Source organism: Thiopseudomonas sp. SA1F2-1K (assembly GCF_057443035.1).
Window position 1 is genome coordinate 1,005,001 of record NZ_CM172014.1, and the last position, 20,502, is coordinate 1,025,502.

General features: G+C 46.7%; 20 protein-coding genes, 2 tRNA genes and 2 rRNA genes (1 of these 24 only partly in view). 20 read left to right on the forward strand and 4 right to left on the reverse strand.

Annotated features, from left to right (window positions below; genetic code table 11):
- The 8 genes from AC2T15_RS04795 to purT all read left to right on the forward strand — a co-directional run.
- A tRNA-Ile gene (locus AC2T15_RS04795) sits at window positions 1-65 on the forward strand; it begins 12 nt to the left of the window's first position.
- Window positions 66-227: 162 nt separating this feature from the next.
- Window positions 228-303: transfer RNA gene (locus AC2T15_RS04800), tRNA-Ala, on the forward strand.
- Window positions 304-568: 265 nt separating this feature from the next.
- Window positions 569-3,460 (forward strand): 23S ribosomal RNA (locus tag AC2T15_RS04805).
- A gap of 156 nt (window positions 3,461-3,616) precedes the next feature.
- Window positions 3,617-3,732: ribosomal RNA gene (gene rrf / locus AC2T15_RS04810) — 5S ribosomal RNA — on the forward strand.
- Between the two features lie 172 nt (window positions 3,733-3,904).
- Window positions 3,905-4,504, forward strand: coding sequence for a CoA pyrophosphatase (locus AC2T15_RS04815; RefSeq protein ID WP_053099422.1), 600 nt, complete (start codon window positions 3,905-3,907; stop codon window positions 4,502-4,504).
- A gap of 4 nt (window positions 4,505-4,508) precedes the next feature.
- Window positions 4,509-5,030, forward strand: a complete 522-nt coding sequence (locus tag AC2T15_RS04820; RefSeq protein WP_053099423.1) for a gamma carbonic anhydrase family protein — start codon at window positions 4,509-4,511, stop codon at window positions 5,028-5,030.
- A gap of 8 nt (window positions 5,031-5,038) precedes the next feature.
- Entirely contained in the window at window positions 5,039-5,215 is a 177-nt protein-coding gene (locus AC2T15_RS04825; RefSeq protein WP_486778874.1) for a DUF1289 domain-containing protein, read from the forward strand.
- An 80-nt stretch (window positions 5,216-5,295) separates the two neighbouring features.
- Complete coding sequence (gene purT, locus AC2T15_RS04830; protein WP_486778875.1) at window positions 5,296-6,477, forward strand: formate-dependent phosphoribosylglycinamide formyltransferase; 1,182 nt, start codon at window positions 5,296-5,298, stop codon at window positions 6,475-6,477.
- Window positions 6,478-6,561: 84 nt separating this feature from the next.
- Here the strand turns inward: purT and AC2T15_RS04835 are convergent, their stop codons facing one another.
- Both AC2T15_RS04835 and nth read right to left on the reverse strand, forming a co-directional pair.
- The gene (locus AC2T15_RS04835; protein ID WP_486778876.1) at window positions 6,562-6,747 is read right to left on the reverse strand and encodes a PA3496 family putative envelope integrity protein; all 186 of its coding nucleotides are present in this window, start codon (window positions 6,745-6,747) and stop codon (window positions 6,562-6,564) included.
- A 105-nt stretch (window positions 6,748-6,852) separates the two neighbouring features.
- The gene (gene nth, locus AC2T15_RS04840) at window positions 6,853-7,488 is read right to left on the reverse strand and encodes an endonuclease III (RefSeq protein WP_053099427.1); all 636 of its coding nucleotides are present in this window, start codon (window positions 7,486-7,488) and stop codon (window positions 6,853-6,855) included.
- A gap of 146 nt (window positions 7,489-7,634) precedes the next feature.
- Between nth and AC2T15_RS04845 the strand changes: the two genes are divergently transcribed.
- Together AC2T15_RS04845 and tpx are read left to right on the forward strand one after the other, a co-directional pair.
- A complete protein-coding gene (locus AC2T15_RS04845; RefSeq protein ID WP_486778877.1) occupies window positions 7,635-9,005 on the forward strand; it encodes an alanine/glycine:cation symporter family protein in 1,371 nt (456 codons plus the stop codon).
- An 18-nt stretch (window positions 9,006-9,023) separates the two neighbouring features.
- Complete coding sequence (tpx, locus tag AC2T15_RS04850) at window positions 9,024-9,524, forward strand: thiol peroxidase (RefSeq protein WP_053099429.1); 501 nt, start codon at window positions 9,024-9,026, stop codon at window positions 9,522-9,524.
- A 36-nt stretch (window positions 9,525-9,560) separates the two neighbouring features.
- On the opposite strand, the gene AC2T15_RS04855 is transcribed toward tpx, so the two are convergent.
- On the reverse strand, window positions 9,561-9,743 hold the full coding sequence (locus tag AC2T15_RS04855) for a hypothetical protein (RefSeq protein WP_486778878.1): 183 nt from the start codon (window positions 9,741-9,743) through the stop codon (window positions 9,561-9,563).
- Window positions 9,744-9,996: 253 nt separating this feature from the next.
- On the reverse strand, window positions 9,997-10,686 hold the full coding sequence (locus AC2T15_RS04860) for a crotonase/enoyl-CoA hydratase family protein (RefSeq protein WP_486778879.1): 690 nt from the start codon (window positions 10,684-10,686) through the stop codon (window positions 9,997-9,999).
- Window positions 10,687-10,935: 249 nt separating this feature from the next.
- Here AC2T15_RS04860 and tusA point away from each other — a divergent pair, with 249 nt between their 5' ends.
- The 10 genes from tusA to greB all read left to right on the forward strand — a co-directional run bounded on the left by tusA (window position 10,936) and on the right by greB (window position 20,461).
- A complete protein-coding gene (tusA, locus tag AC2T15_RS04865) occupies window positions 10,936-11,205 on the forward strand; it encodes a sulfurtransferase TusA (RefSeq protein WP_053099432.1) in 270 nt (89 codons plus the stop codon).
- Between the two features lie 58 nt (window positions 11,206-11,263).
- Window positions 11,264-12,154 carry an NAD(+) kinase gene (locus AC2T15_RS04870; RefSeq protein WP_053099433.1) on the forward strand — a complete coding sequence of 297 codons (891 nt, stop codon included), beginning with the start codon at window positions 11,264-11,266 and terminating at the stop codon, window positions 12,152-12,154.
- Entirely contained in the window at window positions 12,154-13,116 is a 963-nt protein-coding gene (locus AC2T15_RS04875; protein WP_486778880.1) for a metallophosphoesterase, read from the forward strand. The genes AC2T15_RS04870 and AC2T15_RS04875 overlap by 1 nt, the downstream gene beginning before the upstream one ends.
- A gap of 34 nt (window positions 13,117-13,150) precedes the next feature.
- Complete coding sequence (locus AC2T15_RS04880; RefSeq protein ID WP_486778881.1) at window positions 13,151-14,014, forward strand: rhomboid family intramembrane serine protease; 864 nt, start codon at window positions 13,151-13,153, stop codon at window positions 14,012-14,014.
- Window positions 14,015-14,020: 6 nt separating this feature from the next.
- Window positions 14,021-14,296: a YeaC family protein gene (locus AC2T15_RS04885; protein ID WP_053099436.1), complete on the forward strand. Its 276-nt coding sequence runs from the start codon at window positions 14,021-14,023 to the stop codon at window positions 14,294-14,296.
- On the forward strand, window positions 14,296-15,144 hold the full coding sequence (locus tag AC2T15_RS04890; protein WP_053099437.1) for a DUF2797 domain-containing protein: 849 nt from the start codon (window positions 14,296-14,298) through the stop codon (window positions 15,142-15,144). The genes AC2T15_RS04885 and AC2T15_RS04890 overlap by 1 nt, the downstream gene beginning before the upstream one ends.
- A 33-nt stretch (window positions 15,145-15,177) precedes the next feature.
- Window positions 15,178-17,817, forward strand: a complete 2,640-nt coding sequence (gene pepN / locus AC2T15_RS04895; RefSeq protein ID WP_486778882.1) for an aminopeptidase N — start codon at window positions 15,178-15,180, stop codon at window positions 17,815-17,817.
- A gap of 26 nt (window positions 17,818-17,843) precedes the next feature.
- Window positions 17,844-18,962, forward strand: a complete 1,119-nt coding sequence (locus AC2T15_RS04900; RefSeq protein ID WP_053099439.1) for an S-(hydroxymethyl)glutathione dehydrogenase/class III alcohol dehydrogenase — start codon at window positions 17,844-17,846, stop codon at window positions 18,960-18,962.
- 103 nt (window positions 18,963-19,065) lie between these two features.
- The gene (gene fghA, locus AC2T15_RS04905) at window positions 19,066-19,908 is read left to right on the forward strand and encodes an S-formylglutathione hydrolase (RefSeq protein ID WP_486778883.1); all 843 of its coding nucleotides are present in this window, start codon (window positions 19,066-19,068) and stop codon (window positions 19,906-19,908) included.
- Between the two features lie 79 nt (window positions 19,909-19,987).
- Window positions 19,988-20,461 carry a transcription elongation factor GreB gene (gene greB, locus AC2T15_RS04910; protein WP_053099441.1) on the forward strand — a complete coding sequence of 158 codons (474 nt, stop codon included), beginning with the start codon at window positions 19,988-19,990 and terminating at the stop codon, window positions 20,459-20,461.
- The last annotated feature ends 41 nt before the right edge of the window (window positions 20,462-20,502 follow it).

Below are 20,502 nucleotides of genomic sequence, written 5' to 3' on the forward strand. Positions count from 1 at the left end.
CAGTTGGTTAGAGCGCACCCCTGATAAGGGTGAGGTCGGCAGTTCAACTCTGCCCAGACCCACCAATTTTGCGTAAATCGTCGTTATTTTACTGCTTGCTTAGTTTACTAAGCGGCGCACTAAAATGCCTTGCTTTACACAAAATTCAGTGTTCTAAGTACTTGTTAATAAGTGCTTAAATACTGTCAGTTATCAGATGGGGTAACGGTTCTTCAATACGTTGTATTGGGGCCATAGCTCAGCTGGGAGAGCGCCTGCCTTGCACGCAGGAGGTCTGCGGTTCGATCCCGCATGGCTCCACCAATACATTACATGTAACTGTGACGAGAGATCAGAAATGAGTATTTCTTTGCTTGATTGAAATATTGATTTCTGATTTTTTAATCAGAACTGTTCTTTAAAAATTTAGGTATGTGATAGAAGTAAAAAAGACTAATTCATTACTTTCACTGGTAATGATTAGGCTAAGGTAAAATTTGCGAGTTCAAGCGAATTTTCGGCGAAAGTATCAAACCATTCACGACTGACTTTGAATAATCGCTGTGAAGCAGATTGTTTGGGGTTATATGGTCAAGTGAATAAGCGCATACGGCGGATGCCTTGGCAGTCAGAGGCGATGAAAGACGTGATAGCCTGCGATAAGCTTCGGGGAGGTGGCAAATAACCTTTGATCCGGAGATCTCTGAATGGGGAAACCCACCTAACATAAGTTAGGTATCTTGTACTGAATACATAGGTGCAAGAGGCGAACCCGGGGAACTGAAACATCTAAGTACCCGGAGGAAAAGAAATCAATTGAGATTCCCTTAGTAGTGGCGAGCGAACGGGGACCAGCCCTTAAGCTTCTTTAACGTTAGTAAAACACGGTGGGAAACGTGACCATAGTAGGTGATAGTCCTGTATACGAAAACGTTATAGAAGTGAAATCGAGTAGGACGGAGCACGAGAAACTTTGTCTGAATATGGGGGGACCATCCTCCAAGGCTAAATACTACTGACTGACCGATAGTGAACCAGTACCGTGAGGGAAAGGCGAAAAGAACCCCGGAGAGGGGAGTGAAATAGAACCTGAAACCGTATGCGTACAAGCAGTAGGAGCAGACTTTGTTCTGTGACTGCGTACCTTTTGTATAATGGGTCAGCGACTTATATTCAGTGGCAAGCTTAACCGAATAGGGAAGGCGTAGCGAAAGCGAGTCTTAATAGGGCGAATAGTCGCTGGGTATAGACCCGAAACCGGACGATCTATCCATGGGCAGGTTGAAGGTTGGGTAACACTAACTGGAGGACCGAACCCACTAATGTTGAAAAATTAGGGGATGACCTGTGGATCGGAGTGAAAGGCTAATCAAGTCCGGAGATAGCTGGTTCTCCTCGAAAGCTATTTAGGTAGCGCCTCATGTATCACTGCTGGGGGTAGAGCACTGTTTCGGCTAGGGGGTCATCTCGACTTACCAACCCGATGCAAACTCCGAATACCAGCAAGTGCGAGCATGGGAGACACACGGCGGGTGCTAACGTCCGTCGTGGAAAGGGAAACAACCCAGACCGTCAGCTAAGGTCCCAAAGTTATGGTTAAGTGGGAAACGATGTGGGAAGGCTTAGACAGCTAGGAGGTTGGCTTAGAAGCAGCCACCCTTTAAAGAAAGCGTAATAGCTCACTAGTCGAGTCGGCCTGCGCGGAAGATGTAACGGGGCTCAAACCATACACCGAAGCTACGGGTGCACTCTTTTGAGTGTGCGGTAGAGGAGCGTTCTGTAAGCCTGTGAAGGTGAGTTGAGAAGCTTGCTGGAGGTATCAGAAGTGCGAATGCTGACATGAGTAACGATAATGGGAGTGAAAAACTTCCACGCCGAAAGACCAAGGTTTCCTGCGCCACGTTAATCGACGCAGGGTGAGTCGGCCCCTAAGGTGAGACTGAGAAGTGTAATCGATGGGAAACAGGTTAATATTCCTGTACTTCTAACTATTGCGATGGAGAGACGGAGAAGGCTAGGCCAGCGCGGCGTTGGTTGTCCGTGTTTAAGGCAGTAGGCTGAGATCTTAGGCAAATCCGGGATCTTAAAGCCGAGAGCTGATGACGAGTCCTCTTATGAGGATGAAGTGGTTGATGCCATGCTTCCAAGAAAATCTTCTAAGCTTCAGATAGTTAGGAACCGTACCCCAAACCGACACAGGTGGTCGGGTAGAGAATACCAAGGCGCTTGAGAGAACTCGGGTGAAGGAACTAGGCAAAATGGCACCGTAACTTCGGGAGAAGGTGCGCCGGCTAGGGTGAAGGACTTGCTCCGTAAGCTCTGGCTGGTCGAAGATACCAGGCCGCTGCGACTGTTTATTAAAAACACAGGACTCTGCAAACACGAAAGTGGACGTATAGGGTCTGACGCCTGCCCGGTGCCGGAAGGTTAATTGATGGGGTTAGCGCAAGCGAAGCTCTTGATCGAAGCCCCGGTAAACGGCGGCCGTAACTATAACGGTCCTAAGGTAGCGAAATTCCTTGTCGGGTAAGTTCCGACCTGCACGAATGGCGTAACGATGGCGGCGCTGTCTCCACCCGAGACTCAGTGAAATTGAAATCGCTGTGAAGATGCAGTGTATCCGCGGCAAGACGGAAAGACCCCGTGAACCTTTACTATAGCTTTGCACTGGACTTTGAAGTTGTTTGTGTAGGATAGGTGGGAGGCTTTGAAACTGTGACGCCAGTTGCAGTGGAGCCATCCTTGAAATACCACCCTGGCAACTTTGAGGTTCTAACTCAGGTCCGTAAGCCGGATCGAAGACAGTGTATGGTGGGTAGTTTGACTGGGGCGGTCTCCTCCTAAAGAGTAACGGAGGAGTACGAAGGTGCGCTCGGGCCGGTCGGAAATCGGTCTAAGAGTATAAAGGCAAAAGCGCGCTTAACTGCGAGACCAACAAGTCGAGCAGGTACGAAAGTAGGTCTTAGTGATCCGGTGGTTCTGTATGGAAGGGCCATCGCTCAACGGATAAAAGGTACTCCGGGGATAACAGGCTGATACCGCCCAAGAGTTCATATCGACGGCGGTGTTTGGCACCTCGATGTCGGCTCATCACATCCTGGGGCTGAAGCCGGTCCCAAGGGTATGGCTGTTCGCCATTTAAAGTGGTACGCGAGCTGGGTTTAGAACGTCGTGAGACAGTTCGGTCCCTATCTGCCGTGGACGTTTGAGATTTGAGAGGGGCTGCTCCTAGTACGAGAGGACCGGAGTGGACGAACCTCTGGTGTTCCGGTTGTCACGCCAGTGGCATTGCCGGGTAGCTATGTTCGGAAACGATAACCGCTGAAAGCATCTAAGCGGGAAGCGTGCCTCAAGATGAGATCTCACTGGGATCTTGAATCCCCTAAAGGGCCGTCGAAGACTACGACGTTGATAGGTTGGGTGTGTAAGCGCTGTGAGGCGTTGAGCTAACCAATACTAATTGCCCGTGAGGCTTGACCATATAACACCCAAACAATTTGGGTCTGGTTGATACCAAAACAACGAAAATTTAGTTGAACTCAAAACACCGAATCAACTACTATTACATACCTAATTCGAAGGCACGACCAAGCCGAGGCACAATTGCCCAGCCCACAACGGAACTTCTAAAGAATTGCTTGACGACCATAGAGCGTTGGAACCACCTGATCCCTTCCCGAACTCAGTAGTGAAACGATGTATCGCCGATGGTAGTGTGGGGTTTCCCCATGTGAGAGTAGGTCATCGTCAAGCGCCAAACAAAAATCCCCTGTACGCTCATCGCGACAGGGGATTTTTTTTGCTTAGGATTTATTAGTTTTTAAGGTTAACTTTTCATTTGCTATATTTTAAAGCGTTCGGCTTACTCATTAGTTTAGTTTTCTCAGCGTGTAAAGCATGGCATGATGAAACAAAAAGGTGGGCTATGTTAGATCAAGTGGTAAATAAAGTTAAAACGCATCGGCCAAGACAACTAGCAGCTGCTGCTCGAGCGGAGGCAGCTGTCCTAGTGCCTATGACTCGCACAGAATCCCCTGAAATTATTCTGACCTTGCGAGCGAGTGGCTTGTCTACGCATAGTGGTGAGGTAGCCTTTCCTGGTGGTCATCAAGATGCAACAGATCCTGACTTGATATACACCGCGCTACGGGAAGCGGAAGAAGAAATCGGCTTGGCTCCAGGCCTTGTCGAAGTAGTGGGGCCAATGAGTCAACTGGTCTCTTTGCATGGGGTGAAAGTCACGCCTATTGTCGGTATCGTGCCTAGTTTTTTAGAATATAAGGCCAATGAAGCTGAAATCGCTTCAGTGTTTAGTGTGCCGCTGGATTTTTTTGCCAATGACCCTCGTAGTATCACTCATCGTATCGATTACTTAGGTGAAAGTTGGTACGTGCCAAGCTATTTTTTCCAAGGCTACAAAATTTGGGGGCTAACCGCAGTCATGATCGTTGAGCTGATCAATGTGATTTATGGGCTCAATATTGATTTGCGGGTCCCTCCTGCTCAACTTACAGAAAGAGAATAATAAAATGCTTTATGCTTTAAATGAGAATACTCCTGAGATTGATCCTAGCGCTTGGGTTGCTGAAACAGCAGTGGTAATTGGTAAGGTGCGTTTAGCACAAGACAGTAGTGTTTGGTTTGGTGCGGTGTTGCGTGGCGATAATGAGTTAATCCAGATCGGTGTCGGCAGTAATGTCCAAGATGGCGCGGTTATGCATACCGATATGGGATATCCCTTGACCTTAGGTCAGCATGTTACAGTCGGCCATAATGCAATGCTGCATGGCTGTAGCGTCGGTGATGGGAGTTTAATTGGAATTAATGCGGTGATCTTAAATGGGGCGATCATCGGCAAAAACTGCATCATTGGTGCTAATACTTTAATTGCTGAGGGTAAAGAAATTCCAGACAATAGTTTGGTGGTTGGTTCACCGGGTAAAGTGGTTAAGCAGTTAACTGAACAGCAGGTTACTCAATTGAAACTGAATGCTATCCATTATGTGGAAAATGCTAAGCGCTACCAACAGAGTTTAATCCGATTAAAATGAGTGCTGAGATGAATAGTAAAGAACGTCCAGTGAAATCGCCTTGTGTCAGTATTTGTGCTTTAGATATTAATGATATTTGTATGGGGTGTTTACGTTCTGGGCAGGAAATTAGCCAGTGGGGGAAGATGAATAACGAACAGCGTTTGGCCGTTTTAGAAAGAATTAAGCAACGGGCACAAAAGTAGTCAACTGACTTATTGGTTATTTCTAACTAGGCTTTATTTGGTGTATTGTACTGCCATGTTTACGGTACGTTGAGGAATGTATGCCCTGTTTAGGAACGCCGCTATCTGATAGCGCAACGCGAGTTTTACTCTGTGGCTCAGGTGAGCTAGGTAAAGAAGTAACTATTGAACTGCAGCGATTAGGTGTGGAAGTCATTGCCCTTGATCGTTATGCCAATGCGCCGGCCATGCAGGTAGCGCATCGTAGCTATGTAGTCGATATGCTTGATGGTGAAGCGCTACGCGCAATTATTGAGCAGGAGGAGCCGCATTTTATTGTCCCAGAAATTGAGGCGATTGCGACTGAGACCCTTAAGCAGCTAGAGGATGAGGGTTTCACCGTTATTCCTACCGCGCGTGCTGCTCAGCTCACCATGGATCGGGAAGGTATCCGTCGTTTAGCTGCAGAAACACTCGAGTTACCTACTTCTCCCTATTTTTTTGCTGATGATTATGATGACTATCAGTTAGCCGTAGAGAAACTCGGTTATCCTTGTGTGGTTAAGCCGTTAATGAGCTCTTCTGGTAAAGGTCAAAGCGTACTGCGTAGTGCTGCAGATTTAGCCAGTGCTTGGCAGCACTCACAAGAAGGCGGGCGTACAGGAGCTGGGCGTGTCATTGTTGAAGGCTTTATTGACTTTGACTATGAAATTACTTTACTCACAGTGCGTCATGCGCAGGGCACCTTATATTGTGAACCTATTGGGCATCGTCAAGAAAATGGTGACTATCAGTCGTCTTGGCAGCCTCAAGCAATGTCTACAGTTGCCCTTGAACAAGCGAAATATATTGCTAAAACCATTACCGATGATTTAGGCGGACGCGGGGTATTTGGTGTCGAGCTATTTGTGAAAGGTGATGAAGTATGGTTTAGCGAAGTCTCGCCACGGCCCCACGATACAGGTTTAGTCACGCTGATTTCGCAGGATCTCTCAGAGTTTGCATTGCATGCGCGGGCTATTTTAGGTTTACCGATTCCCAATATTGTCCAGCATGGCCCCAGCGCCTCTTCAGTGATTTTAGCCAGCGGCTGTTCTGAAGAAGTGAGCTTTGCTAACTTAACCGTGGCTTTATCTGAACCAGATACCAGCTTGCGTTTATTTGGTAAGCCAGACGTTGATGGCGAGCGACGCATGGGCGTTGCTTTAGCAAGAGCGGAGAGCATTGAATCAGCGGTTGCTAAAGCAGAAAAGTCTGCTAAAAGTGTTCGCATAGAGCTTTAACTCAGGCACGGCTGGAAACTCGGCTCAATAACGGCGAGTTTCCTAGCTAGCAGCAGATTAATAGCGTGATTCTACTCAGGTTGATTAATCGTCAAAGTCGAAATCAAAGTCTGCAAGTTCTTTTTGTAGACGTCTTTCTTCAAGTAAGTTATCTATAACTCGGCGTCTGGTTAGACTGCTTTTACTGGTTTCTGCTGGTGTGTCTTCTTCAACTACGGGATCTGCATCATCATCTAAAAAATCGTCATCTAGCTCAATATCATCACTCATATTTATCTCCTAACGGCGGGCGTTGGCGCACCTTATATCTATTATTTTTATCTAGGTAAATATGAAAAAATCTATCGGTTCTATTAATTTATTAGATTAGATTAATTAATCAGAGGTTTTCTCTTTGAACTCGCATAGATCCTCAATCCGGCAGCTCCCGCAGCGTGGTTTCCTAGCCTGACAAACGTAACGGCCATGCAGGATTAACCAATGGTGTGCATCTAGTAAAAACTCTTTAGGCACCAAGCGTAGAAGTTTTTTTTCAACCTCTAATACGTTTTTACCCGGTGCAATTCCGGTGCGATTACTTACTCGAAAGATATGAGTATCAACAGCCATGGCGATTTGCCCAAAGGCGGTATTAAGCACCACATTTGCCGTTTTTCTGCCTACGCCAGGTAGCGCTTCTAGTTCAGCCCGAGTTTGCGGCACTTGACTGTTGTGCTGCTCGATCAGTATTTGGCAAGTTTTAATAATATTTTTGGCTTTGGTTGGATAGAGGCCAATGGTTTTGACGTATTCGCATAACCCATCATAGCCTAAGGCAAAGATTGCTTCTGGGGTGTTAGCTACGGGAAATAGCTTATCGGTGGCTTTATTAACACCTACATCGGTGGCTTGTGCCGATAAGATTACGGCAATCAGTAGCTCGAAAGGGTTGCTGTAGTTAAGCTCGGTTTCTGGCTTAGGATTATCTTCGCGAAAGCGACTAAAAATTTCGTAGCGTTTTTGCGCATTCATAATAGATTGTCCATGAAAAGGAGCGATCTTACTAAAAAACGGACAGTTTTGCTGCTGCACAGCTGAAGAAAAAATACCAGATAGAACTTGACCCGATAAAATCCTGCTGCAAACTACTGAGCTGTCTTTATGAGTGGGTGCAACTAATGGAATTGATTTCGGAGTGGGTAACAACGATTAACGGCTTGGTCTGGGGTGTTCCCATGCTGATTGCCTTGTTGGGTACCGGGTTTTATCTAATGCTGCGTTTAAAAGGCATGCCGCTGTTAAGGATCAGTTTGGGCTTTAAAGAGCTATGGCGAGGCCGTGAAACAGGGGCGGCGCACTTGGGACATATCAGTCCTTTTGCCGCACTTATGACGACGTTAGCCGCTACGGTGGGCACGGGAAACATTGCTGGAGTGGCGACAGCAATTGCCTTAGGTGGGCCGGGTGCGCTGTTTTGGATGTGGTGTACAGCATTGGTTGGCATGGCAACAAAATATGCAGAAGTGGTCTTAGCCGTACATTTTCGGCAGAAAAATGCTCAAGGAGAGTTTGTTGGAGGGCCGATGTATGCCATTAAAAATGGTTTACATCAGCGCTGGGCTTGGTTAGGCGCAGCCTTTGCTTTATTTGGCGGTTTAGCCAGTTTTGGGATCGGTAATCTGGTGCAAGTCAACAGCATGGCCGATGCCTTAGCCAATGTGTTTGCGGTGCCATTATGGATAACCGGTTTAATCGCAATGGTTGCAGTAGGCTTAGTCGTACTGGGTGGCATTAAGCGCATTGGGGGAGTGGCTCAAACTTTAGTGCCCTTTATGTGTGTAGCCTATGTAATGGCCGCCTTGGTGGTGCTGGCGATTAATTATACGGCAATTCCAGGGGCATTTAAGCTGATTGTAGAGTCAGCCTTTAATGGTCATGCGGCCGTAGGTGGTTTTGCTGGTTCAGCAATGATTGTGGCGATTCAAATGGGCGTGGCTCGGGGGATCTTTTCTAACGAAGCAGGGCTGGGTAGTGCGGGGATTGCCCAGGCCGCTGGCACCAGTAATAGTCCTGTGCGCTCTGGCTTAATTGGCATGATGGGAACCTTTATTGATACCTTAATTGTATGTAGCATGACTGGCTTAGCCATTGTTTGTACTGGTGTTTGGAGTTCAGGTGAGAGTGGTGCAGTGCTGTCTTCTGCGGCATTTGAAAGTGCTTTGCCTGGAGTTGGCGGCTATATTCTTACACTGGCCTTAGTGGTGTTTGCTTTTACCACGATTTTAGGTTGGTGCTATTACGGTGAGCGCTGCTGGGAGTATTTGCTTGGGACTAAAGCGGTAGTTCCGTACCGCGTGCTGATGGTGTTAGCGTTGCCGATAGGCGCCTTAGTTAAGCTGAAGTTTGTCTGGCTGTTGGCCGATACTCTGAACGGATTAATGGCGTTGCCAAACTTGCTGGCTTTACTCTTATTAAGTCCTTTAGTCATTCAATTAACCCGCCAATATTTTGCGGATCAAAGCCATAGTATTTCTTCCAATCAACGATAACTGTTTAAGGTGAGTGGTATGTCTCAAGTAACATTTAAAAATAGCCCAGTACGCATTGATGGCAACTTTCCACGACCAGGCGATACCGCGCCAGGCTTTAGCTTGGTCGGCTCTAATTTGGAGGAAGTGAGTCTTGCTAGTCTAGATGGACAGCGTAAAATTATTAGTATTTTTCCAAGTATTGATACACCGACCTGTGCTACTTCAGTGCGTAAGTTTAATGAGAAAGCGTCGGAGTTAAAAAATACCCGCATTTTGTGTATTTCAGCGGATTTACCCTTTGCTCAAGCGCGCTTTTGTGGCGCCGAAGGCTTAGAGCGAGTGGTGATGTTATCCACTATGCGTGATCCAGACTTTTTTCAAGCCTATGGAGTTGATATTGCCGAAGGGCCGTTAGCCGGTTTAGGTGCGCGGGCGGTGATTGTGCTCGATGAAGATAACGAAGTGCTTTACAGTGAGTTAGTAGCAGAAATTACTGAAGAGCCAGATTACCTAGCGGCATTGGCGGCACTGGCTTAGTCCAGCGTTTGGCGGTGATCTGAGCTGGGGTAGCCGTTAGAAGACAAAGGTTTCATCCTCTTCAGCGTATGCTACTTCAGCCTCAGGCAAGACAAACTCGCTCTGGGGTTGCAAGGTGGTGGTACTGAGTTGTTCGGTAAGGGCGGGAAGATGGTGGGTGAGTTGCGCTTCGATAGCTGTTTCAGGGGGGTGTGAAATCAGCTTCAGCCAAGCAGCCATGCAGTAATAAACAGGTTAATAGCAAATAGCCTAAACGCTCTGCGGCTGCAGGAAAGCAAATTCTCATAACAGTCTCCTTTTCTGCATAATGACTCTATGGTTTCCTAAACAGCTTTGTAGCTGATTTGCTAAGAGAAAGCTACTCTCAGCCGACTAAGCAACCTTAAGGTAACGATCAAAATGCAGTAAAGGAGCTAATATCTAGCTCCTTATTCTATTTCGGAATAACTGTATAAGAATAAACGCGCTAGAATTAACCTAAGTGCGCTTTATCTAACTCTACCGCTTGGGCGAGATCTGCTAAAAGCTGCTTGCGTACTTTGAGTTTAGTGTTTTTATGTGCATTCATATTCAGCTTTTTCATCATTTCTGCTGTGGCTTTTGCAGTGGCCATCAGTGCTTCAGGGGCGACTACCTGATCTAAAAAGCCTGCAGCGACTGCTTGCTCTGGGCTAAAGGGTTCGGCATTAATCACCGAGCGTTCAAAGCTAGCCGGTGTTAAGCGATTTTTCGCCAACTCAATACCGGCATGGTGCATGGTCATGCCAATTTGCACTTCATTTAGTTGAATATTGAAAGGACCGCTGACACCAATGCGATAATCAGCACTGAGCAGTAAAAAAGCGCCTTTAGCTACCGCATGTCCAGAGCAGGCCACAATGACAGGAAACGGATGGGCCAATAAACGGGCTGAGAGGGTGGAGCCTAGGCTGACTAAGTTTACTGCGTGCTCAGGGCCGGAAGTCATTACTTTAAGATCGTAACCGCCTGATAAAATACCTTCTTTACCAGTGATGATCACTACGGCACGGTCTTTTTCTGCTTGATCTAAGCACTGATTAAAGCAGGCAATTACATCAGGTGAGATGGCATTCACTTTACCGTTTTGCAAGGTTAGGGTGGCAATGCCATTGTCTAGGGAGTAATCAACAAGTTCGGTCATGGTTCATTCTTCTTTCATGCTGTAGATTAATGCTCTGCCGATGCAGACAGGCAGAGGAAGGGATAGAATGAGGCTAACCTTACCGAGGTCTAATGTTTTGGTAAAGACCATAAGCTGACTATTTAGTCTGATGTGGTCACAGATATACGGCATCAAACGTGACGGGCGTCGGTTGAATCAGTTGCGGGCGATGGCGAGTAGTCAGCCAGCCGCTGGGCGCGTGAATTAATATAATGTAGTGAGTACCGTATGAATCATAACCAACAAGCAGTGGATCCCCAGCAACTAATGATTGCCAGCGAATTAGACGCGCGAGGCTTGTTTTGTCCTGAGCCAGTGATGATGCTGCATAATAGTGTGCGCCAATTGCAGGCGGGTGAAGTGTTACACGTCATTGCTACTGACCCTTCAACCCAACGTGATATACCTAAATTTTGTACATTTTTGGGGCATGTGTTGTTGGCACAACAAGTGCAAGACTCAGAGTTTGAATATTGGATTCAAAAGAAAGCTGACTAAGTGGTTGGCGTGAGCCGCTGAGTATTCATTATTTTTCTTCGAGCTGGGCAGGAGCCTTATGGAACAGTTTCGTAATATTGGCATTATTGGGCGCATGGGCAGTGCGAAGGTACTGGAGACTATTCGTCGACTCAAGCGCTATTTGCTCAGTCGGCATTTGCATGTGATTTTAGAAGACACCATTGCCGAGCTGTTGCCCGGTCATCATTTGCAAACCTGCTCCCGAAAAATGTTAGGTGAAATCTGTGACTTAGTCATTGTCGTTGGTGGTGATGGCAGTATGCTTGGCGCAGCGCGGGCTTTGGCCCGCTCTAAAGTGCCGGTGCTCGGGATTAATCGTGGTAATTTAGGTTTTTTGACCGATATTGCGCCCGATGAAATGGAAGAAAAAATTGCCGAGGTATTATCTGGGCGTTATACCACCGAACAGCGCTTTTTACTGGAAACCGAAGTGCGCCGTGATGGTCAGCCAATTGGACAAGCCGATGCGCTGAATGATGTAGTGCTGCATCCAGGTAAATCAACGCGTATGATTGAGTTTGAGCTATTTATTGATGGCCAGTTTGTGTACAGCTTAAAAGCCGATGGACTCATTATTTCTACGCCAACTGGCTCTACGGCTTATGCTTTGTCTGCAGGCGGCCCGATTATGCACCCTAAGCTAGATGTCATCGTGGTGGTACCGATGTATCCGCATACCTTATCTAGTCGCCCAATTGTAGTCAGTGCAGACAGTGAACTGAAAGTGGTGGTGTCAACGGATTTAACCATTTACCCCTTGGTGTCTTGTGATGGGCAAAACCATGTTACCTGTGCACCAGGCGATACGCTGCATATTCAGCGTAAACCACAAAAACTGAACTTAATTCATCCCCTTGATCATAATTACTACGCAGTCTGCCGCGATAAATTGGGTTGGGGCAGTCGATTAGGTAAAGGGCAAGACTAATGTGGTTAGATTCTGCTCGTGGCTATGATGTAGTAGGTGACATCCATGGATGTGCCGCTACCTTAGTGCGTTTATTAGAGCAGCTGGGGTATCGGCGAATTAAAGGCATTTGGCAGCATCCAACGCGGCAAATGCTGTTTCTAGGCGATATTATTGACCGTGGCCCACAGATTCGTGAAGCCTTGCACCTAGTCCATGACATGGTGGATCGAGGGCAGGCGCATTGTATTATGGGCAATCATGAATTTTATGCACTGGCGTGGAATACGCCAGCGCCAGCTGGTAGCGGTAAACTTTTTGTGCGAGAGCATACTAAACGTCATGCCCGTTTACAGGCGGAAACCCATACGCAGTTTGTTGCCCATCCTTATGATTGGAAGGATTTTGTCACTTGGTTTCATAGCTTACCGTTATTTCTTGATGCGGGGCGTTTTCGTTTAGTTCATGCTTTATGGGATCAGCCTTTAATTGATACGCTGCGTAGCAGTTATCCTGATGGACGAATTGATCGTACGTTTTTACAGCAAGCAGCCTTTCAAGGCAGTTTTGCTGATCAAGTGTTTAACCGATTATTACGTGGCATTAATTTACGGTTACCCCATGGCGCATCACAAGTCAGTAGTGATGGCTATATTCGCTCGTTTTTTCGCAGCAAGTTTTGGGAAGAGGAGCAAGAGCCTGAAACTTACGGTGATTTAGTGTTTCAGCCGGATGCACTACCTGAGGCGATTGCCAATGAGCCTTTGCCTATGAGCTATCGTGCATCTTTGATGCGCTATGATCGTTTGCAGCCGATATTGTTTGTTGGTCATTATTGGCGTAAAGGGCATCCAACGATGATTCGGCCTAATGTGGCGTGCTTAGATTACAGTGCAGTCAATGGGGGTAAGTTAGTCGCTTATCGACTTGATGCAGAAGACGTCTTGCTACCCAATAAGTTTGTTTGGGTGAATGCGGTTTAATTTTAGGATGCTTGGCATCAGCTAAAGAGGGTGTATGCAGTTTGTAAAAGCGTTAGCGCTACCACTGGATCAAGATCTAAGCCCATTACTGGCTTTACTTAATGCGCAGCAGATTATGCATCGGGTGATTGAGCATGCAGGGCAGCAAGAACTATGGATACTGCAGGCTCAGCAACAGCAAGTAGAGGCTTTGTACCAAGCGTGGCAAGCCGGGGAGTTGACGCATACCCAAACCTATCAGCGTTCATCGCTGACTCGTCCTGTATTAGGCCAATTAAAACGTGCGCCTATGACAACGACTGTTTTAATACTGACGGCGTTAGTTGCATTAATCACCCAAGTGGGCGAGAACTTTCACACCTTAAGCTATTTCAGTTTTACTGACTTTTATGTACAAGCCCCTTACCTATATTTTTCAAGCTTAAATGCTAGCTTAGAAAGCGGGCAGTGGTGGCGATTAATCAGTCCGATTTTGATTCACTTTGGTTTTTTACACTTGGCAATGAACAGTCTGTGGTTTTGGGAGCTAGGTAAACGTATTGAGTTGCGGCATGGCGGCTTATTTCTCTTGCTATTAACTCTAGTTGCCGGTGGACTATCGAACTACGCGCAATATTTTTTTTCTGGACCCAGTTTATTTGGTGGGTTGTCTGGCGTGCTGTATGCCTTACTGGGCTATTGCTGGTTGTATCAGCGGCAAGTGCCGAGTGCCTTTACTAGTTTGCCTAAAGGCGTGGTCGTCATGATGTTAGCTTGGTTAGTGTTATGCTTAACCGGCATTGTGACTTGGCTCGGTTTTGGGGCAATTGCCAATGCGGCGCACGTCAGTGGGCTTATCGTAGGATGCTTAGCTGGCGCAGTCGGCGGCTGGCGAGCAAAACAACAACAGGTGCGGTAATTATCTATGCAGAATTTTTTAGCGATGATTCAAAATATTACTCCTGAAATCTATCAAGAGTTAAAGTTAGCAGTGGAGATTGGCAAGTGGTCGGATGGCCGTAAACTAACCCAAGAGCAAAAAGAAATTAGCTTGATGGCAATGATCGCCTGGGAGCAAAAAAACTTACCTGAAGAGCAACGCACTGGGTATATGGGCGGACAAGCCTGTGCCTCACAGAGTAAAAAACTAGCCGAAGTAGATGACAGCTTGTTTGCACCGGCTGCAGGTACGCTCCATTGATGCAAGAGTTAAGCCGTGGAACGTTGCATAAAATGCACATTGCCCTTGGTGATCCAGTGGCAGAGTACCAGCTCAATTTAGGCAATCAAACGATTGCGATGAACGAGCTGATTGGTAAGCAGTTAAAACTGACGCATTTAGGTGAGATTCATTGCATTCACTGCCAGCGAAAAACCAAAAAAAGTTTTGCCCAAGGTTATTGCTGGCCATGCTTTAAGGCTTTACCGCAATGCGATACCTGCATTATGAGCCCTGAAAAGTGCCATTTTGATCAAGGCACTTGCCGTGATGAAACTTGGGCTAGCCAGTTTTGCATGACCGAGCACATTGTGTACTTGGCTAATTCGACTGGGGTTAAAGTAGGTATTACGCGAGCTAACCAAGTGCCGACGCGTTGGCTAGATCAGGGCGCTGCTCAAGCCTTGCCGATTTTTCGCGTAGCGACTCGCCAACAATCGGGATTGGTAGAAGATATTTTGCGCAGCCAAGTCACCGATCGCACGAATTGGCGTGCTTTGCTACGGGCAGAAGCAGAACCTTTAGATTTGCCGCAGATACGCGATCAGATTACCCAAACTTGTCAGCCAGCACTGACTGAACTCCAACAACGCTTTGGTCTCCAAGCCATTCAGCCGATTAACAGCGCAACTGTGTTAGAAATTAGCTATCCCGTTGAGCAGTACCTGAGCAAGATCAGTAGTTTTAATTTAGATAAGCAACCCGCGGCTGAAGGTACATTGCTGGGTTTAAAAGGGCAGTATTTAATTTTTGATACTGGCGTCATTAATTTGCGTAAATATACCGCTTACCAAACGGCACTCAGCGTGCAAGCGTCTGTGAGTGTCTAAACGATTGTTATCTTATTTCGCAACGAGGAACCTATGCGTACAGAACAACCGCAAATGATTCGTTTAAGTGCTTATCAGCAGCCTGATTACTTAATTAACGAAACCCATCTTACGTTTGAGTTATACGAAGAGTACGCGTTAGTTCATGCGCAGCTGGTAATGCAGCGTAACCCCGCTTTAGACACGAATTTACCGCCGTTACATTTAGACGGACAGGAACTCAGTTTGCAGCGGCTGGCACTGAATGATCGTGAGCTCAGCGCCGACGAGTATCAGCTCAGCCCTTATCAGCTTAGTTTGCAGCCTGATAGTGAAGCCTTTGTGATCGACAGTACCGTGCGTATTGAGCCGCAAAACAATACCGCGCTTGAGGGTTTATATAAGTCCGGCGGTATGTTCTGCACCCAGTGTGAGGCGGAAGGCTTCCGTAAAATTACCTATTACCTTGATCGTCCAGATGTCATGAGTCGCTTTACCACGACCTTAAGTGCGGATAAAAACCGTTATCCGGTCTTACTCTCAAATGGCAATTTAATTGCTAGTGGTCAAGCTGAGGAGGGACGGCATTGGGCGACCTGGGAAGACCCATTTAAAAAACCAGCGTATTTATTTGCTTTAGTCGCTGGTGATTTATGGTGCGTTGAAGATCGCTTCACTACGCTCAGTGGTCGTGAGGTGACACTGCAGCTGTATGTCGAACCAAAGAATATTGATAAATGCCAGCATGGTATGGATAGCTTAAAAAAATCCATGCGCTGGGATGAAGAAAAGTATGGGCGTGAATACGATTTAGATATTTTTATGATCGTGGCCGTGGATGATTTCAATATGGGCGCAATGGAAAACAAAGGGTTAAATATTTTTAACTCCAGTTGCGTGTTAGCTAAGCCCGAAACCGCGACTGATGCGACTTATCAGCGAATTGAAAGCATTGTGGCCCATGAATACTTTCATAACTGGTCAGGTAACCGAGTAACCTGTCGTGATTGGTTTCAACTATCACTAAAAGAAGGCTTTACGGTCTTTCGTGATATGCAATTTTCCGCGGATATGAACTCGAAAGCGGTAAAGCGAATTGAAGATGTAGCTTATCTGCGTACCCATCAATTTGCTGAAGACGCGGGTCCCATGGCGCACCCAGTGCGACCAGAGGAATATCTAGAAATCTCCAACTTCTATACCTTAACCATTTATGAAAAAGGTGCTGAAGTTGTTCGGATGATTCATACCTTGTTGGGTGAGCAAGCCTTCCGTCAAGGTTCGGATTTGTATTTTGCAAGGCATGATGGGCAAGCTGTTACTTGTGATGACTTTATTGCCGCCATGCAAGATGCTAGCGGGCAAGATTTAACCCAGTTTAAGCGCTGGTATAGTCAAGCCGGTACGCCTGTATTAAACGTGACTGATCACTATGATCCACAGCAGCAGGTTTATCGCCTTAAGGTAAAACAAAGTTGTCCAGCGACTCCGGGGCAGCCTGATAAAGCGCCCCTGGTGATTCCTTTAGCTGTGGGACTCTTAGATGCTAAGGGGCGTGATTTACCGTTACAGCTGGCAGGCGAGACTCAGGCGAGCATTGGTACTCGAGTATTGGTCGTTACTGAAGCAGAACAAACATTTGAGTTTATAAAGGTAACAGACGCGCCGGTGCCCTCATTGCTGCGCGATTTTTCTGCCCCGGTAAATTTAATCTTTGCTTATAGCACTGAACAATTAGTATTTTTGCTCAAGCATGATAGTGATGGCTTTAATCGTTGGGAGGCAGGACAGCAATTAGCGGTTAGGGCGATTAAAGCGTTGATGGCTGATGCCAAAGCCGATCTTAGCGTTTTTATTCACGCGTTGGGAGCCGTTGCTCAAGATCCAACCCTGGATGTGGCTTTAAAAGCTGAAATTTTTAGTTTGCCAAGTGAAAGCTATCTGATTGAGCAGTTCACTCAAGCAGACGTGCAAGCCATTCACCAAGCGCGTGAGGCGTTACGCTTGCAAATAGCGGTACAGTTAAAAGATGTGCTGTGGACTCGTTATCAGTCGGCCCGTCATATTTCACAAGAAGTGGAGTATTCAGCCCAGGCTGACCATGTGGCGCGCCGCCGCTGGCAGAACGTAGCACTTAGTTATTTAATGCTCACTGAGTTACCTGAAATTGTTTTAGCCTGCGTTGATCAGTTTGAGCATGCCGATAATATGACCGAGCGCTTCGCTGCGTTAACCTGCCTGGTTAACTCCAGTCTATGCTATGAGAAACAGCAAGCATTAGCGGCATTTGAGCGGGAGTTTGCCGATGATGCGCAAGTCATGGATCAATGGTTTAGTGTGCAAGCGGGTAGCTTTTTAAAGGGTGGTTTAGGGCGAGTGAAAACCTTGATGCAACACCCTAAATTTAGCATTAAAAATCCGAATAAAGTGCGTTCAGTAATAGGTGCTTTTGCCAATCAGTCCTTAGTGAACTTTCACCAAGCTGATGGCAGTGGTTATGCTTTCTTAGCTGAGCAAATTTTACAATTAGATCGATTAAACCCACAAATGGCGGCTAGGATACTTGCTCCGCTAACGCGCTGGCAGCGCTTTGCTGAGCCGCAACGCAGTGCGATGAAAAAACAGTTACAACGCATTCAACAGGCCGCGCAGTTATCGCCTGACGTGTATGAAGTAGTGAATAAAAGCCTGTAATTAACAGACTGTATCGGAGAGTGAAGATGAAAACGATTAAATCCCGTGCGGCCGTGGCCTTTGGTCCAAAGCAACCTCTAGAAGTGGTTGAAGTGGATGTGGAAATGCCTAAAGCAGGCGAAGTCTTAGTCAAAATTGTCGCTTCTGGGGTGTGCCATACTGACGCTTACACCTTGTCTGGAGAAGACCCAGAGGGAGTGTTTCCTGCGATTTTAGGCCATGAAGGGGGCGGAATTGTCGAAGCTGTGGGTGAGGGCGTCACGTCACTTGCGGTAGGCGATCATGTAATTCCTTTGTATACCGCTGAATGCCGTACCTGTAAGTATTGCACGTCCGGTAAAACTAACTTATGCCAAGCCGTACGCGAAACCCAAGGTAAAGGCTTAATGCCGGACGGCACCACGCGCTTTTCCTATAAGGGAGAGCCCATTTACCACTATATGGGCACCTCAACCTTCTCGGAGTACACGGTAGTTCCTGAGATTTCATTAGCTAAAGTGCCAAAAGAAGCGCCATTAGAGAAAGTCTGTTTATTGGGCTGCGGCGTTACCACAGGTATTGGTGCTGTGATTAACACCGCTAAAGTTGAAGCCGGCGCTACTGTGGCGATCTTTGGCTTAGGCGGTATTGGTTTAGCGGCGATTATCGGCGCCAAAATGAATAAAGCTAGCCGGATTATTGCGATTGATATTAATCCAAGTAAGTTTGATATCGCCAAAGAGTTAGGTGCTACCGATTTTGTTAATCCAAAAGATTATGACAAACCGATTCAGGAAGTGATTGTAGAAATGACTGACGGTGGTGTGGACTACTCATTTGAATGTGTCGGTAACGTGCAACTAATGCGCGCTGCCCTTGAGTGTTGCCATAAAGGGTGGGGTGAGTCGACCATTATTGGCGTGGCGGGTGCGGGCCAAGAAATCAGTACGCGTCCATTCCAGCTAGTGACTGGCCGCGTTTGGCGTGGCAGTGCGTTTGGTGGTGTAAAAGGTCGCACTGAGTTGCCTAATTACGTAGAAAAAGCTCAGAACGGCGAAATTCCTCTGGATACCTTTATTACCCATACCATGGGGCTGGATGAAATTAATGAAGCCTTTAAATTAATGGAAGAAGGTAAAAGTATTCGTAGTGTGATTCATTTTTAATTCGCTCGTTTGAGAAATGAAGCGCTGCTGAGTTAAGTGACTAAGCAGCGCTTTAAAAGCACATTCTTAGCCAGGTAAGGCGTTAATGTTTTGGGGGAACAGTATGTCTTTAGAAAAACTTAGCTCTAACCTTTGCTTTGGTGGCGAGCATCATCGTTACCGTCATCAGTCCAGCAGCCTTAATTGCTCTATGGAGTTTGCAGTATTCTTGCCGCCACAAGCGCTGCAAGGTGAAGCTTGCCCGGTTTTATACTGGTTGTCTGGCTTAACCTGCACCGATGAGAACTTTATGCAAAAAGCCGGAGCGCAACGCGTCGCTGCTGAGCTGGGAATTATCATTGTGGCGCCTGATACCAGTCCGCGCGGTGAGCAGGTGGCTGATGATCCTGAAAAGGCGTGGGATTTTGGCTTAGGTGCAGGTTTTTATCTCAATGCAACCGAGCAGCCCTGGCAGGCCCATTACCAAATGCATGATTATGTGGTGCAGGAATTACCAGCGCTAATTGAGCAGCAGTTTAAGGTAACCGATAAGCGCGGTATCAGTGGCCACTCGATGGGCGGGCATGGAGCGTTAGTTTGCGCGATGCGGAACCCAGGACGTTATCAATCGATCTCGGCCTTTGCTCCAATTAGCAATCCAATCAATTGTCCTTGGGGTGAAAAAGCATTTAGTCACTATTTGGGCGAAGATCGTCAAACATGGAAGGCGTGGGATGCCTGTGAGTTAATGGCTCAAGCCAAAGAAAAACTGCCAACCTTAGTAGATCAAGGCACTGCAGATAGTTTTTTAACTGAACAACTCAAACCCGAAGTTTTAGCTAAAATCGCAAAAGCAGCTGACTATCCACTTAAACTGCGTATGCAAGAAGGCTATGATCATAGCTATTACTTTATTGCCAGCTTTATTGAAGATCACTTGCACCATCATGCAAAGCATTTACGCTAAGTAATTGGTTTAGTCGGCAAGCGTCTAGACAGCTAGGCGCTTTTTTTATTGTCTATTCTAGGGTTTGAGGTTAGCCATCTTGAAGCATCGAACATTACTGACTGCCGAAGGCTACGATAAATTAAAAAACGAACTCAGTTATCTAATACGTGAGCATCGTCCTGAAATAACCCAAATAGTCTCTTGGGCGGCGAGTTTAGGAGATCGTTCAGAAAATGCCGATTATCAATACAATAAGCGAAAATTAAGGGAAATTGATCGGCGTATTCGCTATCTCACTAAATTATTTGAGGTGGCTGAACGAATTGAGTACCACCCCGTGCAAGAAGGTAAGGTATTTTTTGGTGCTTGGTGCGAGCTAGAAAACGATCAGGGAGAAAGTTTGACCTTTAGAATTGTGGGGGATGAAGAGGTGTATGGTGAAAAAAACTATATTTCTCTTAAGTCACCTATGGCTAAGGCGTGCTTAGGTAAAACCTTAGATGATGAAGTTATCGTGCGTACCCCTAGTGGTGAGGCGCATTGGTATATTGTTGGCATTCGTTACGCTTAATTCGTTGCTTGCTGGCGCTGAGGGGGCACCATAGCTGTTGG